At 50.5% G+C, this 15,930-nt stretch carries 14 protein-coding genes; 3 read left to right on the top strand and 11 right to left on the bottom strand.

The genetic code is table 11. The features are described 5' to 3' along the window. Window positions 1-110 precede the first annotated feature (110 nt). Both FCN45_RS15990 and FCN45_RS15985 read right to left on the bottom strand, forming a co-directional pair. Complete coding sequence (locus FCN45_RS15990) at window positions 111-1,097, bottom strand: ArdC family protein (protein WP_137386466.1); 987 nt, start codon at window positions 1,095-1,097, stop codon at window positions 111-113. 78 nt (window positions 1,098-1,175) lie between these two features. Continuing rightward, on the bottom strand, window positions 1,176-1,790 hold the full coding sequence (locus FCN45_RS15985; RefSeq protein WP_137386465.1) for a hypothetical protein: 615 nt from the start codon (window positions 1,788-1,790) through the stop codon (window positions 1,176-1,178). Between the two features lie 189 nt (window positions 1,791-1,979). Here FCN45_RS15985 and FCN45_RS15980 point away from each other — a divergent pair, with 189 nt between their 5' ends. Then, entirely contained in the window at window positions 1,980-3,737 is a 1,758-nt protein-coding gene (locus tag FCN45_RS15980) for a HEPN domain-containing protein (protein ID WP_137386464.1), read from the top strand. A 13-nt stretch (window positions 3,738-3,750) separates the two neighbouring features. On the opposite strand, the gene FCN45_RS15975 is transcribed toward FCN45_RS15980, so the two are convergent. Further along, window positions 3,751-4,638: an integrase domain-containing protein gene (locus tag FCN45_RS15975; protein ID WP_137386463.1), complete on the bottom strand. Its 888-nt coding sequence runs from the start codon at window positions 4,636-4,638 to the stop codon at window positions 3,751-3,753. Window positions 4,639-5,534: 896 nt separating this feature from the next. Here FCN45_RS15975 and FCN45_RS15970 point away from each other — a divergent pair. Next, the gene (locus tag FCN45_RS15970; protein ID WP_137386462.1) at window positions 5,535-6,110 is read left to right on the top strand and encodes a hypothetical protein; all 576 of its coding nucleotides are present in this window, start codon (window positions 5,535-5,537) and stop codon (window positions 6,108-6,110) included. 460 nt (window positions 6,111-6,570) lie between these two features. Here the strand turns inward: FCN45_RS15970 and FCN45_RS15960 are convergent, their stop codons facing one another. Continuing rightward, window positions 6,571-7,089, bottom strand: coding sequence for a DUF2778 domain-containing protein (locus tag FCN45_RS15960; RefSeq protein ID WP_137386460.1), 519 nt, complete (start codon window positions 7,087-7,089; stop codon window positions 6,571-6,573). 359 nt (window positions 7,090-7,448) lie between these two features. Between FCN45_RS15960 and FCN45_RS15955 the strand changes: the two genes are divergently transcribed. Then, entirely contained in the window at window positions 7,449-7,907 is a 459-nt protein-coding gene (locus tag FCN45_RS15955) for a GNAT family N-acetyltransferase (protein ID WP_137386459.1), read from the top strand. 6 nt (window positions 7,908-7,913) lie between these two features. Here FCN45_RS15955 and FCN45_RS15950 read toward each other — a convergent pair whose 3' ends face one another. From FCN45_RS15950 to FCN45_RS15920, 7 genes are all read right to left on the bottom strand, one after another. Further along, the gene (locus FCN45_RS15950) at window positions 7,914-9,956 is read right to left on the bottom strand and encodes a pyridoxamine 5'-phosphate oxidase family protein (RefSeq protein WP_137386458.1); all 2,043 of its coding nucleotides are present in this window, start codon (window positions 9,954-9,956) and stop codon (window positions 7,914-7,916) included. A 10-nt stretch (window positions 9,957-9,966) separates the two neighbouring features. After that, on the bottom strand, window positions 9,967-10,584 hold the full coding sequence (locus FCN45_RS15945; RefSeq protein WP_137386457.1) for a glutathione S-transferase family protein: 618 nt from the start codon (window positions 10,582-10,584) through the stop codon (window positions 9,967-9,969). Window positions 10,585-10,713: 129 nt separating this feature from the next. After that, a complete protein-coding gene (locus FCN45_RS15940) occupies window positions 10,714-11,226 on the bottom strand; it encodes a ferritin-like domain-containing protein (protein WP_137386456.1) in 513 nt (170 codons plus the stop codon). A 70-nt stretch (window positions 11,227-11,296) separates the two neighbouring features. Next, window positions 11,297-11,479: a general stress protein gene (locus tag FCN45_RS15935; protein WP_101761861.1), complete on the bottom strand. Its 183-nt coding sequence runs from the start codon at window positions 11,477-11,479 to the stop codon at window positions 11,297-11,299. Window positions 11,480-11,894: 415 nt separating this feature from the next. Next, entirely contained in the window at window positions 11,895-13,301 is a 1,407-nt protein-coding gene (locus FCN45_RS15930; protein WP_137386455.1) for an MFS transporter, read from the bottom strand. Window positions 13,302-13,462: 161 nt separating this feature from the next. After that, a complete protein-coding gene (locus tag FCN45_RS15925; RefSeq protein WP_137386454.1) occupies window positions 13,463-14,551 on the bottom strand; it encodes a tartrate dehydrogenase in 1,089 nt (362 codons plus the stop codon). 18 nt (window positions 14,552-14,569) lie between these two features. Then, on the bottom strand, window positions 14,570-15,880 hold the full coding sequence (locus FCN45_RS15920) for an MFS transporter (protein WP_137386453.1): 1,311 nt from the start codon (window positions 15,878-15,880) through the stop codon (window positions 14,570-14,572). Window positions 15,881-15,930 lie beyond the last annotated feature (50 nt).

The following is a 15,930-nucleotide window of genomic DNA, read 5'->3' as shown; positions in this document are numbered from 1 at the left end:
GGGGCACTATCGTTCCAGGCGGCAATTAATCACAGCCTAAAATCATTTTTGGAAAATGCGATTAAATTGTCCCTCAAAAAGAAACCATCTCCGAAGAGATGGTTTTGGTTTCAGGCGGCGTCTTCTTCAACCTCTGCATTGAGCGGCTTCAAAAGGTACTCTGATGCTTCACGTGCCATACGGCTTGCACGGAACAACGCCTTTTTATCTGACTTCATTATCTTCAGCCAGTGATCGATATAGCTGTCGTGCTGCACTTCACCGTACACACCTAAGTGAGCACACAGGAATGCGCTGCCCAGCTCAGCAATCAGCTCCTCAAACGCATAAACCGGATCGCCAAATTTGCGCGATGTCGATGTTATGCCTTCCCGATCAAGTCGGTTGTGATGGCCGGTTGCATGCACCAGTTCGTGCAGCAAGGTTGAGTAAAAGTCTGCTGCGGTAAAAAACTGCTTACGTAGCGGCAGGACGATTTGATCCCTCAGAGAATGGTAATAGGCCTGGTTTTGCTCGGAATATGAGACGCGAACCCCAGATTCACCTGCAACAGTCACAATGTCATTGAAGATTGGCACGCTCACCGAATCCTCGGATTCATCATTCAGAATTTCAGCTGGAGCGCTGCCGAATCTCTCCGGTAGTCCTTCACATTGCTCAGTATTAAACAGCATGATGCTGCGCAGCATGATGCGTTGCTCCATCACTGCTTCACCTTGAGCGTTGGTGCGCGGTTGGCCAGATTTATCGGTGGATTCAACTTCAAACGGTTTAAAGAACACCGCCAAAGTCGCTTTCTCGCCTTTACGAACGTTGCCACCGGCAGCTTGTGCCTGTTTCCACGTCAGCCAGCGATTGGAATTAAACCCTTGCTCCTCAGCTGACAGCCACAACAGCATGATGTTGACGCCATTATAGTGTCGACCGGTCGATGCATTGGATGGTATCGGTGATTCAGCGGAACGCTTGCTGTCTCGCCATGGTTTACGCCAGGGTAAAACTCCTCGCTCGATCGACGAGATGATTTTCTCCGTGACCTGCTGATAGAGATCAATATTGTTGGTTGATGACTTACGGGATTCGGTTTTGGTCGGCATGGGATACTCCTTACGTGGCGTATCCCTTCCCGTAATGGCGAAGTGATACGCCATTGGGCAGGTTGAAATTGAGGGTGATTACTCGGGGTTATTGAGGATTGCTTCAGGTATTGGCCACTGGCCACCTAAGTGCTTAGTTAGCCACTCCTGAACATCAAGCCATCCAGCAAGCGTGCCATCCGATGAGATGTCATAGCAGCCGATGCAGAATCGATGTGCCAGTAGCAGCGTGGCTTTCACCATAAAGTCATAGGGCCGGTCTGGAGACCAGTTAAACGATGTCTTACAGAATTCACTGCCAGATGAATGTTGGCCAAGGAAGAAACTTTCATACTCAAGATCTTCCTTCTCCTCGCCGTTAAAAGAGATAGCGGGTTGTCGAATGCCGCTTTGTACTATCAGTTCAGCGGGCTGCAACAGTGGATAACGGCCATCGCTTGTGCAAAGCACCAGCGGTTGCTTATAGCCGGGAACATGTCGGTTTTGTATTATCAAAAACACATTTGATAGCTGTACGGTGAACAGTAACCACTGATCGTCAGGTACTGATTTCAGTTGGGTGTAGCAATGGCAATAGCCCATGGGTAAATCCTCCAGATGTGAAAAAGGGGATTTATCCGCTAACGGGAGTAAATCCCCGTTAGGGTGGGTAATGTGTGCCGTGCGGCGAGGTGATGAGAGAACCTTAACCATCGTGGATGGCATCCGCTCTAAAGGTGTGCGGGTATAGGGACCGCCAGTTGGCGCTTCTTTCAGGTCCGTGAAGCTTCAAAATGCACCCAAACCTTAACCTGCTAATGTAATATTTACAACAGGCTTCAATCATAGATGCCAAATCTATGACTGTTAGATATTTAAACCCTCTATTAAATGGAATATATCGTGCGATTCAGAAATCTTAGGAATTGGGATTCACCAGCAGAAAGTTCAAGTCTCCTTTATTTTTGTCAGATGTTTGAAGAAGCATTTTTTGACTTTAGTCTTGATACATACAAACCATCAGCAATGAATTCAAGTTTGTTGTGCGGAGAGGCTTTAGTTGTCATTAATGCAGTAAAAAAAGGACAAATAAAAGAACCAAATATAGAGCATGTTATTGAGGAGTTGTGCGATAGCATAGAAAGAGATCCTGTGGTTTTAAGCTTGTTAGACATTGATCTAAAAGAGTTTATATCAATATTAAAACCACCAAAAACATCAATGGACGAGAAGAAGACTACAATCGAAGTTCTGTTGAGTTATATTAATCTGCCTAAGTATAAATTGAGAAATGAAGAGCTATTGGTTGAGCAAATAACTAGAGTTCATGATAGGAAAGTAATCAGGAATTTGGCAAGAAGTTATGGCACGACCTTATTGAACTTCAATTATAGCGAGCGTTATATTAGTGATTCAATTCAAAAATTCTTCTACCATGGACAAAGACGTGTAGAAGGCAATGTCGCAATAATAGAGTATATTAAGCTTTTCCCAAACACACCCGATCAGTTCTGTCTAATATATAAAGGATTAGATCTTTATTCTGGATTGGAAGATGCTGCAAAGGTTTTAAATATTTCAATTTCTGAGGGTTTCCCCGAAATTGAAGGTGTTGAGGTAAATAACAATACAAGAGGTATGCTGTCTAAAACAGATGGCCTTTATTTGAAGGTTGATAAAGTTGAAGCTATGGATTTGAGTTCAGCTAAACAAGACGCAGACGAGAGGTTGAAAACTTTTGGGACCATTTTTTCTCTTTTCCATCATAAAGAGCAGTTATCTTTTAAAGATGAATGTCTAGTTATAAACTTAACTAAAGGTGAAATAAAAAAGAGAAAAAGTGGCGTTAACCCTATGCTTAAATGCGTTGACACAACAAAAGTTAAGTCACTGTATAAAATTAATGAATTTATTACAAAGTTTGGAATGAAGACAGGATCTTTCCAAAAATTTGCAAATGCGGCTCAATTACACTCAATGGCGTTAAACAGTGATTCTGAGCACAACCAGATAATAAATCTTTGGATTGCCTTTGAGTCAATAATCCCGGCTAATAACGATAAAAGTAACATCTCAAACATTGTTGAATCTACTCTTCCCTTTCTTAATCTTACATACTATCCTAGATTAGTTAGAATGTTGACTAGAGATCTAATTAACTGGAATGAAAAGTTAACTCGCCAAGTATTGAATGGTATTGATGGAGAAACTGCGCCTTTAAAAATGATGAAGCTTTTATCCTTACCAGAACATAAAGAAAAACTGGATGCATTAAAGCAATCTACAAAAGACTTTCATCTTCTTAATGATAGAATAGAATACTATGAAGCGATAATGTCTTCTCCGAAAATGATAACTTCAGGCTTGGAAACGCATTCCAAGCGTGTATCTCAACAAATCCGAAGGATATACAGAGCGCGAAATCTTATAGTTCACACCGGAGTCATTCCAACTTACACGAAGATTTTAATAGAGAATCTTCATGATTATTTAGATTTAATCCTTGAGACGATAATTGAACTAAATGTGTCTCATGGAAAGATATCAACTATAGAACAGGGCTTTAAATTCATGGAATTAAAGAATGCAACTTTTATAAGAAGAATTTCAGCAAAAGGATTTGCATTTAGCAACGATAACATCAAGGATGTATTTTATTGATCATTAAATAGTGTTAAACGTTATAAATACTATTTATATACGCTCCGCGTCCATCGCCATGCCCTAAATCCATCGAAACCATCGCCTCAGCTTCTTTCCTGCTGAGGCCGTTTTTCAAATGCCACTCTGTGGCCTCACGCGAATACGCATATCTCAGGCTATGCGGTGCATATTTTCCCGTAAGTCCAGCATCCTTAGCCACATTTCGGTAGCGATCGATCGCGCTCCTCAGCCCAACTTTATCAACCAACTTTCCACCATGTTCTGCCGAATAAGCCACTGCTGCATTCAAGCTTCGCACCAGTTCTTCGCGCCTAACGACCGTTGTATCTCTCGGTCTGCCGCCTTGAGTGCCGAATACTACACGCAACCGTTCATCCCCACGCGCCAGCGCCTGCTTCCACGTCTTAAGCGATTTCGCCGACTGCACCGCTTCTTCAGTTCTCAGCCCGAGATAACGCGCAATTTCCATCGCCAACGCGACACCTTCGTCTTTACTTCGTGCAAGGGCGAGCGCCTCGTGAAAGCGCTCGTCCGTAATCGCCGTCTTTGATCCGGCTCGACTGGCACCCGACAGGTTGAGCGCATCGTTACTCAACTTCTCATGCTTTGAATCGGCCAGCTTGGTTCTGCCTGCAGTGGTCAGGATCGCGCGCAACGCTGCCATTTCATTCTGCAGCGTGCGTTTTGAAATATCCTCCGCCAGGCGGCTTTGAACGTAATGCTCGATGTGATGGGTCTTGATATGGTTCACGTCCCTGATCTGGATGTTGAGTTTCAGCATTTGCTCAGCCAGCCGTGCTGCTATGCGCGAACGATCGGCAACGGTTTTGAAACTGCCGCCAGATTGTCTGGCCAGCGTTACCATCTGCTTGCTGAACTGCTTGTTTCCGCGTGACATACATCCTCCAAAACATCTCTACCCCGACGGCACGGTTTCAGGTTGCGCTTCCTGCGTCTGCGGATATCTGTGCATCGGGGCGGCGAAATGTTGAGTTGTTGCGAGGTCTCCACAGCTCTCAGAGCTGATCGCGGCTAATGCCGGTTCCTGATTTCTCAGGACGCCTCCGTCCGTCAGGTTTGCTGACGTCGCCTTGATATCGCGTTGATTTCCTCCTTAGATAAGTTGCCAACGTTTATGGAATGTTGGGTTAATTGATGGTTGTAATAGCGGACTACGTGTTGGTCAGACGGTAAGCGTCGTCGCAGAAGGCCGTATTACGTGGTGTTGACGTATACGCGCTGCGCGCGTCACTTGGTTTTTGCTACGCGCCAACGCAAGTGACGCCGCGCAGCTTCTGCCTGTGTTTACGAGGTCTGTTCGTCGCCAAATGTTCCAAATGGCGGAAACGATCACGCAAACTGGCCGTGCGCAGTAGCTTGTATCGATGAGATGAAGTTGATTGAACCGTAGTGAAGTGGTGGAAACCTTGGGCGTTGCTCTTGCCCGCTACTTGCAAAGGTTGAGTAGCTTTGCCGGTTATCCCGGATGCAGCCGCCAAATGGCGTTTCTCACAGGCTGCTGAAACTTTCGCTGATGACCGCCGCTAAGGTGCCCCTTTCAGGTCATGAGGGCTTTGTTGGTTGCGTAAACAACTTTGGCAACGGTTTAAACTTAGCAAGCACGGTCTTTGTGATCTACTCACGTTGCTTTCTTGTAGTCAAAAAGATAAACGTGAAACTTGGAATTGAAAGACATATATTGTCCTCGCAATAGATTTGCTGAGGATTCTTAATATTGTGTAATTAACTATCAACGAAAAATAGATACAATCGAATGTCATTTACGGAGGAGTGATGATGCGTGCGATATATGAGAAGGTTTTGAACTGGAAAAAACAACTCACTTTCACAGTTGTGTTAGGCTTGTTTGTTTCTCTGATTATATGGTGGAATCCACGTTCAATTAGTGACGAGAGAACTGATGCTATAGTTGGTCGATGGTCATTCGACTACGCAAGAACGCAAGCAGGATTAACTGAATCGATTAAAGGAAAAACAACTTACTATTCGACGGGAAAGTACAATGTCATAGGCGATATTACCTATCAATGGCAGAAGGATGGCAATCATAATTTCTTAACATTTAGGACGGATGGTGCCGGCAGCTGGAATATCTACGATAAGAAACTGATTGTTTCGCTTGAAGATATGAAGTCAAACCCAATCAAAATGAAAGTGTCAGGAAAAGAGTATTCTGACTCGGAAATGGCTTTATTAAGAACCCTTGATTTTCCCTCACCAGAAAAGACGATGGCAAAAGGAAAGTCACAATCGTATCTAATAAATGGACAAAGTGAAGAAAAGATTATTTTAGAAGCTGATAATCCCTATGGGAATAATTTTGAAATTATTATGTTTAAGGATAAATGAATTCAATTTTTAACTTTTTTATCCTTATAGACTACCGCACTGTTTTCGTGGCTCGGCTACTGACAATAGCGTACAAAATCTGGCTTTGTATGCTATTGTCCTATTTCAATGAGCTGCTCAGCATATGAGCAGAATGAACCTATATACAATATTTTTCAATACTACCTTCACGATCGTAAACATCGACCGATCCTCGAATATCTGTGGAGGGATTGGCATTTCATTAGCTTATTATTTTTTAATTAACTTCATGGTTATTAAGTAAACAGCCGTGGTGATGGACACCACGATGACAACATCAATGTAGAAATAGGCGTCGTAGAGAGTTTCAATGTTGGATTCGCCGCTTATTAACACGGCAACCTTTCGTGCGAAATTCTGTGAGATGTACGTTTCAGCGCCACCGAGCGATCTGCCCACAGCCAGCGTTATTAGTATGAAGAAAACGCATTTTGCGACCCTACGGGCAAGTGTTTGAGCCATTGGCAACAACCTCAATTAATCCTCGGGCCATCAGCGAAGGCTTGCCTGGCACGGGCACCATTAATGTGTTCATAAACGCCTGGCGGATACGCGCATAATCGGAGTTGTGGGGGATGGTGATGCAACCTTCTGATACGGTTCCCGGATGAAGCCGGAACAGTTCGCGGCGCACGCCCTGATACCAGGTCTCGTCGTCAATGGCTGAGTCTTCTCGGTAGAGTGCAAACCATTCACTTCGGCCAAAGGCCACGCCTTTCGTGTACTTGTTCCAGGCGTCCTGTAATTCCGCCTTTCGCTTACCAAAGAAACCACCCGCGCCGCGATCGACAACCCAGTATTTCCCGGGTGGCAATGGGCCGTCACCCGAAACTGCGCCGCATCCACCTCGATTTCGATAAGCGCCGTTACCAGAAAACGCCATGAAAACGCCGACGCCATAGATGTTTAATGGTGCGTAATCCGCGCCGTTCAGAATAAGTGTTCCATTCAGTGCCATCGTTCCCTCATTAACCATGTAATAACTGTGGGTGATAGTAACAACGAATGGAATATAGCGCCAATAATTATTAGGTTTTCTTATTAGTTCATCTAACGTTTTGAACTAATAGTTTTATTGAATGGCGTAGTTTTTGGTTTTTTTATTCCATATAAACAGTTGGATATAAATATTCATCTCTAGAGTTCGTTAGGTAAAATCAGCACTGCCACTTGAATTATCGGTAAGACTGTCGAAAGTTTAACTCCAGAAATCAGCCTAACCACAGCAGCTATGTCCAAATAAAGAATCGCTTGTCGCCCACAACCATCCTTCATAAATTCTTTCACACCCCAACCAAATTTTCGTAGGCCGCAGAGATGAGTGAGTTCGTCGTAGAAGAGTGGAACAAAGAGGGTTATTTGATTAGCACGGATGAAAACAAACTCGACCTCGCCGCCATACACCGTTATCTCACCACTTCGACATGGGCAGCAGGCATTGATGAAGAGACGGTTTATGCTTCGGTACAAAACAGCCTTAACTTTGGTCTTTACCATCAGGGCGAACAAATTGGGTTTGCGCGGCTTATCACGGATTACGCCACCTTCGCTTATCTGTGCGATGTTTATGTGCTCGACGCGTATCAGGGAAACGGCCTGGCACGCTGGTTGATGGCGTGTATTCATGCGCATCCAGTTTTTGCGCGGCTGCGCAGAATTACGCTGTTCACCAGCACGGCGCCGTGGCTGTATGAAAAGTTTGGCTATCAACCGGTTAACCAGCCGAATTACGCGTGGACGATTACCCGGCCTGATATCTACAAAAATAAAGCGTGATAAATCTCACAGCGCCAGCTGAATCGCCTGCACCTCATCCTCCTGCTGCGCCGGCCGCGCGCAGCAGATCAGCACTTCATCATCCGCCACTTGCGCGCTCGGTGGCGTTGGGTAAGTCACCGCGCCTTGCAGCAATTTGGTTTTACAGCTGCCGCAATGTCCGGCGCGACAGCTGTACGCTGGGCTCAGGCCACGCGCTTCCGCCAGCTCCAGCAGCGAACCAGTATCCGGCGTCCAGCGCGCCTCTTTCAGTGAATCCATGAACTTCACCGGCACCGATTGGGTTGCTATCGGCAACAGCGGTTTTGCTTCTTTAACAATATCGTTGGTGCGCTGCAGCGACGACGGCCCAAAGGCTTCGGCGTGAATGCGATCGTCGGCGATATTCAAGGCGCGCAGCCCGTCGTACAGCGCCTGGGTAAATTGCGGCGGACCGCACAGATAGAAGTCGTAATCGTTAAACGGCAGCACCCGCGAGAGCAGCGCCATATCGATGCGGCCGGCAAAATCGTAATCAACATCCGGTTGTGCATCCGCCGTCTGGCTCAGCACGCGCACCAGTTTCACCGCGCCGTGCGCTGCCGCCAGCAACTGGTCGAGTTCGCGCACAAAAGGGCGCTCGGCTTTGCTGCGCGCCGACTGGAACAGAAACGTAGGGCGCAGGCGCTGTTTGCGCGCTCCTTCGTATATCAGATGGCGCAGCATCGCCAGCATCGGCGTGATGCCCACGCCAGCGGCAAGCAGCACCGCCGGACGCGGTTCGCTGGCGTCAAGAGTAAAATCACCCGCCGGCGCACGCGCTTCCAGCGTATCTCCGGTGTGGAGATGATCGTGCAGGTAGCACGAAACCACGCCATCGCGCTTGACGCTGATGCGGTAAAAATTCTCCGACGGCGCGACCGAAAGCGTATAGGCGCGCATCAGCGGCTTATCCGTACCGGGCAACTGCAGGCGGATCGGCAGATGTTGACCGGCCAGATGCGGCAACAGACCCGCGCCATCATCCGGCACTAAATGAAATGAGCGGATCGTGGCGCTCTCATCCACCACCTTAATCACCTTGAACGGACGCCAGCGCGATGCCAGATCCGCTGCACGCAGGCGTTCGGCGGCGGCTTGCCAGTCGCCGGTCATCAGCGAACTGGGTGCGACGCCATCCGGCGGCGTTAACCAGCGTAAGGCGAGGGCGGCACGACGACGCACGATACGGCGCGGGCGAAACGTCCATAGCCGCTCGGCACCCTGAAAGGCGGCGATCTCGGGCGAGTCGAGAATCACTTCGGCATCGCCGCTCAGTTGCAGCGTGTCGCCGCTGGCGTAATCAACAAACAGCAATCCCGCTTTGCCATTCTGGTGAATGTTGCCCAGCGTGGAGAAAAACAGATTGCCGTTGAAGTCGGGAATGGTCAGCAGACCACTTTCGCTCACGCGCACGAAACCCGGTTTGCCGCCGCGATGCGAGGCATCAACCTGGCGTTCGGCATAGGTGGCGACGTAGAAGGTATCCGCCGCGCCGATGCTGGCGCGCGCGGCATCATCCAGCGCGCTCAGGGTTTCCACCTCACCGCGATAAGGTTCGGCGGGAGGATGTGCAAAGTGAAAGTCACGCAGCTGGATATAGCGCGGGCAGTTGCCAAAACTCTGTTCCACCTGCACGCGAAAACCAGCGCCAATCGCCTGCAGCACGCCGTTCATGCGGTTACGTCGCCGCGTATGCAGTTCGATGCCGAGCAGCCCAATCGGCGCGCCATCCTGCATGCCCGCCGCCGCGGGATCGCCTTGATGCGGACGCGCCTCGATATCCAGCGTGGTGGCATTCGGCGAGAAGATAAAACCGGGTTGGCCTTCCAGCAGCGTGGCCCACGCATCGCCGTGCGCATCCACGCTGCCCGCCACAATAAACGGCAGCTGCGCGTAGAAGTTGCGGTGTTGATCGGGCATGTGATCGCGGATCACGCGCTGGCCAACGTCCGCCATGCGTTCCGCCACGCCCGCCTGTTGCTGAAGTGCAATTTCACCCTGATGCCAAACCGGCCGTTTATTGCTCATGATGGTGGACTCAGGCGATGCTGCGCAGGCCAGCCGCAGTTTGAGGGAAGGGCACAAAGCCCGGCAGCGCTTCGATGCGACGCAACAGCGTGTTCACCGCCGGATAGCCGGAGAGATCGACATTGCCTTCTGGCGCACCCACGATATAGCTGTACTGCGCGACGTCGGCGATAGTCGGGCGATCGCCAACCAGCCATTCACGGCCTTCAAGATGCTGCTCAATGCGTGACAGCACCAGATGCGCGCGGGCAATCACCTCTTCTGGATTGAACGGGCGGCCAAACACGGTAATCAAACGCGCCGCGGCCGGACCAAAGGCGATATCTCCGGCTGCCACGGTGAGCCAGCGCTGTACCGCCGCCGCGCCCTGCGCATCTTCCGGCAACCATTCGCTGCGACCGCTTTTCTTCGCCAGATAGACCAGAATGGCGTTGGAATCGGCAATAAACACGCCGTCATCTTCCAGCACCGGCACCTGACCAAACGGATTCATGGCGAGGAATTTCGGCGTTTTGTTTTCGCCAGATTTGAGATCAACATCGATGACTTCATGCGGTAAATCCAGCAGCGACAGGAACAGACGTGCGCGGTGAGCATGACCAGAAAGCGGGAAGTGATAGAGTTTCATGTTGCGGTTCCTTAGGTGTTGCTCGGGATAATCCCGAGCCTTGCCATAAGGTTCGCACAGACAATTTAGCGGCAGAATAGCCGGGTTAGCGAAGTCATTGTTGCGAAAAATGGAAGAATCGTGCGCGCGCTACTTCTTAGCTTCCACGCCTGGCGTAGCGGAGCGAATCAAATACTGTTCGGTCACGTCCGGCAAATGCGTCAAGGTCCAGTCGGCCATGGCGATTTCCTGCTCGCGGATGCGCGAGAAGATATCGGCACTTTCGTGATCGTTGAGATGCTGCGCCGCCGCAATCAGTGAGGTGTAACTGGCAATCTCAAGGTGCTCAAACACGTGGCCGCTGATCGCGCCTTTCACCACTTCATCTTCCACCATCACGCCGCCAATCGACTGACCAAAAGCGGAGATTTTGCCGGCGAGGTCTTTCAATACCGATTGAGAAGTGGAGTAGCGATCGATCACGCTCTGCACCAGCGTCTGATGTTCACGGGTCTCAACAATATGCTGTTCGATACGCAGTTTAAGGTCGGGATAGTGTTCAAGGCGCGAGGCCATTTTTTCCAGCATGCTTTCAGCCTGTTTTTCCATGGCATGGGCATCTTTTACCCAATCGAGAAAGTGCTCTTCGCTGTTGTGGCTCATAATATTTTCCTGACAAATAAATAAAAGGAGATTGCGGCTGTTGCCGAATTACCGGCCAGCCGCAATAACGTTATGCGGGAGATTTATCGACGACTCGACGGCTTTTTTTACCGCCTTTTCGTCCCGCTTCAATCGCACGTTCTGGATTATTACGAAAATTGCCGCCGCTTAATTGGCCGCCTTTTTTACCCGCTTCGCGGGCTCTTTCCGGGTCCATGGCAAAATTGCCAGAACCGCCACGTGGTGCTGTCATAATGAATACCTCAGATAAAGGGGATAACGCATATTTCATTTGCTACTTAAGGTTAGCCCTAAAAGCCAAACGTACAACCAATTGCAATTAGGAATTATCCTAAGAGGATTGAAATCGTTAAGTTATTTTGCATACTTAAAATAATTTGATTTGGCAAAAAAGATAATTAAAGCTTCGCGATTAATGGGTGAGAGAAAATAATTGACCGCTGCGCTTATAACTTTTTTCTCTTCCAATGTGATGAAATAAATTAACATTCCTGATGCTTTTATTTATTTCTCAGACAGAGAGTGGCGACTAGATCATTAGCCATAATCTTAAAAGGGGTTTAATAAATATAAATGCTAATAAAAAAGGGATTATTTTAAGCGAAGCGCACTATTTCTGCTTTTTAACCATAAATAGTGCGTTGGGATTATTTTACCAGCACCTGCGCACCGGCGTTTTTCTCCAGTCGCATTACGTCAAATAGCGACAGCAGCACCAACAGCGCCACACCGGCGAAGGCGATATGAATATCGCTTTGCGCAATTTCGCTATGTTCCTGCCACAACATGGATGCGCGCAGGAACAGCGCCGCCAGCGCAATACCCGCGCTCATGCTGAACTGGAAGAAGATGCTGAACACCACCGAGGCATCGCTCATCTTGTTTTGCGGCACATCGGCGAAGCCCAAGCTGTTGTAGCAGCTGAACTGCAGCGAGCGCGAGAGCCCGCCAACAAACAGAATCGCGGCAATCGCGAAGTAGCCCAGCGACGGAGTGAGCAGCAAGCAGCCGAGCATCGCTGCAAGGCTGATCATGCCATTGAACATCAGCACGCGACGAAAGCCCCAGCGCTTCATCAACCAGGTTGTCGCTGGCTTCATCGCCAGGTTTCCGGCAAATACCCACAGCACCATCGCACCGGCCTGCGCCGCGCTCCAGCCAAAGCCCAGCTGAAACAGCAACGGCAGCAAATAGGGCACCGCGTTGATCGAGGCGCGGAACAACGAGCCGCCAATCACCGCATTACGGAAGGTGGCAATTTTCATCGCGCTAAACGGCAGCAGCGGCTGCGCATGGCGGAAGCTGTGACGATACGCCAGCCAGCTGCACAGCATGCCCAGCAGCAGCAACGGAATGCCAAAACTGAGATGCATCTGCCCGAGCGCTTCCAGCGCGATAATTAATGAGGTGCAGGCGGTGGCGGTAAGCACAAAGCCGCGCACATCAAACGGCCGCCGCTGTTCGCTTTTAAACTGCGGCACCAGATAAGCGGTGGCGATAATGGCGAGGATGCCGAGCGGAATATTGAGCCAGAAAATCCACGGCCAATGGCCGTAAGTGACAATCAATCCGCCCAGCGGCGGGCCGAGCACCGGCGCAATCAGGCCCGGCCAGGTAATAAAGGCGACAGTTTTCACCATGTCCTTTTTTTCGGTGACGCGCAGTACCACCATGCGACCGACCGGCACCATCATCGCGCCGCCAACCCCTTGCAGAATGCGGCTCAACGTGAACATCGCGAGCGTGTCGCTCAATCCACACAGAATCGACGCGAGGGTGAAAATCAGGATCGCGCTGGCAAACACCGTACGCGCGCCAACGCGCTCTGCCAGCCAGCCGCTCATGGGAATGAACACTGCCACCGCCAATAAATAGGCGCTGACGCCAATGTTCAGCGCCACCGGGCTGGAAGCGAAGTCGCGCGCCATCTGCGGAATCGCGGTGGTAATCACCGTGGCATCGAGGTTTTCCATAAAGAAGGTCACGGCGACCAGCAACGCTAACAGCAGGGTGCGATGGGAATACGGTCTGGCTTCTCTGCCTGAGTCGATCATGCGAGGTCCTGCGAAAACAGAAGGATGCAAAGACTTTTAATGAAAAGCGCGGCAGGTGCAAATCAAAATCACAGAATGTATAAGTCTTAGCGGCGCAATTCATTGCGCGATAAATCGCGCCGCTAAGCAATGTGCGATGACAGGATGCGCACTGGATAAAATCAGATGGTTTCTGCCACGGTAGCTTTTGCCTCAATAAACTCCACCACCGCACGCGTTACCTCAGCGGTATTCGCCGTGCCGCCGACATCCGGTGTCAAAATGCCCTGAGAGCAGACATATTCAATACCTTGCATAATCAGCGCCGCAGCATCCCGCTCGCCGAGATGCTCCAGCATCTGCACCGCCGTCCAGAACGTGGCGATCGGGTTGGCGATGCCTTTGCCGGTGATATCAAACGCCGAGCCGTGAATCGGTTCGAACATCGACGGGAAGCGACGTTCAGGATCGATGTTGGCGGTGGGCGCCACGCCTAAACTGCCCGCCAGCGCTCCGGCCAGATCCGACAGAATATCGGCGTGCAGATTGGTGGCGACAATGGTATCGAGGCTCTGCGGATGCAGCGTCATGCGATGCGTCATCGCATCCACCAGCATTTTATCCCACTGCACGTCCGGGAACTCCTGCGCCACTTCAGCGGCAATCTCATCCCACATCACCATGCCGTGACGCTGGGCGTTGGATTTGGTCACCACCGTCAGCAGCTTGCGTGGGCGTGACTGGGCCAGTTTGAAGGCATAACGCATAATGCGCGTTACGCCAACGCGGGTGAAGATCGCCACTTCGGTGCCGACTTCTTCCGGCAAACCACGATGCGCGCGTCCACCATTACCGGAATATTCGCCTTCTGAGTTTTCCCGCACAATCACCCAATCGAGATCGCCCGGACCGCGATTGCGCAGCGGCGAGGTGACGCCCGGCAGAATTTTGGTCGGACGCACGTTGGCGTACTGGTCAAAGCCCTGACAAATCGGCAAACGCAAACCCCACAGCGTGATGTGATCCGGCACGTCGGGCGCGCCGACCGCACCAAAGTAAATCGCATCAAACGTCTTCAGCGTTTGCAGGCCATCTTCCGGCATCATTACGCCGTGTTGCTTGTAGTAATCCGAGCCCCAGTCAAAGGTTTGCACCGCAAACGTCAGCTGCGGATCGTGACGCGTCAACGCGTGCAGCACGGCTACGCCAGCAGAGATCACTTCCGGGCCAATACCATCCGCAGGAATCGCGGCAATTGAGTAGTTACGCATGATGTTTCTCCAGTTAGGTCAATGTGTATGAGGATGAGCAAGCTCTGCGGGATGCGGTGTTTTGCCGCGGGCAGAGAGAATCAGAACTACAATCGCCGATAGCACCAGCAGCCCGGCAACAAAATAGAGTCCCCACGTATAGCTGCCCGTTTGCTGACGGATCACGCCAATCATCATCGGGCCGACAAAACCGCCAAGGTTGCCGATAGAGTTGATGGTGGCGATGCCCGCGGCCGCCGCGGGACCGCTCAGGAACAGCGTCGGCATGCTCCACAGCGGCGGTTTGGAGGCGCTGATGCCGACGGTGACCAGCGTCAGGGCGATAATCACCGTAAACAGCGTGCTGACGTTCCCGGCATAAATCAGTCCGGCAGCCGCCAGCAAACAGGCACCGATAACATGCCAGCTGCGCTCTTTGGTGCGGTCCGAATGGCGCGCCCACAGAATCATGCCGATCACGCCCAGTACCGCCGGGAAGGCGTTGAGGAAACCAATTTCTATTGAGGACGCGCCGAAGCTGCGGATGATTTGCGGTGACCAAATGCCCAACGTGTACAAGCCTGCGGATGTGCCGAAATAGACCAGTGCCAGCGCTAACACACGCTTATCGGCCAGTCCGCGCCAGGCGCTGCTGTGGCTTTGATTGGCCGCGCGCGCCTGTTCTTCGGCCTGCATGGTCTTTTCCAGCCACGCCCGTTCTTCATCGGTGAGCCACCTGGCTTTCGCCGGGCGATCGGTGAGGTAAAACAGCACCACGATGCCGAATATCAGTGCCGGTATCGCTTCCAGCACAAACATCCATTGCCAACCGGCGTAGCCAAGCAGGCCATGCATCTCCAGTAATGCGGCGGAAATGGGCGAACCTAACGCAGTGGAAAGTGGGGCCGCAGCCATAAAGATGGCGGTAACCTGCGCACGTTTCGCCGCCGGGAACCAGTAACTGAGATAAAGGATGATGCCGGGGAAGAAACCGGCTTCTGCCACGCCAAGCAGAAAGCGCAGCAGGTAGAAGCTGGTGGTGCCCTGCACAAATGCCATGCAGCCGGACACCAATCCCCATGTGATCATGACGCGCGCAATCCAGATGCGGGCGCCGACTTTATGCATAATTAAATTCGACGGTACTTCAAACAGAAAATAACCGAGGAAAAAGATTCCAGCGCCAAAGCCAAATACCGTGGGCGAGAAACCTAAATCCTGATTCATAGTTAATGCAGCAAAACCAATATTGACGCGATCGAGAAAAGCGATGAAGTAGAGCAGCATGATGAAGGGCACAATGCGTAACGTCACTTTACGCATCACCCTTTTTTCGAGGTGAGAGTTCATATTAAAGTGCTCCAGATTGTGTAGGGTGGTGTTATTTTTTTGTAATCGAG

The sequence above is a fragment of the Pantoea sp. SO10 genome, assembly GCF_005281435.1.
Taxonomy (GTDB): Bacteria; Pseudomonadota; Gammaproteobacteria; order Enterobacterales; family Enterobacteriaceae; genus Pantoea; species Pantoea leporis.
Note: the sequence above shows the minus strand (reverse complement) of the source record. Positions and strands in the feature narration are given on the sequence as shown.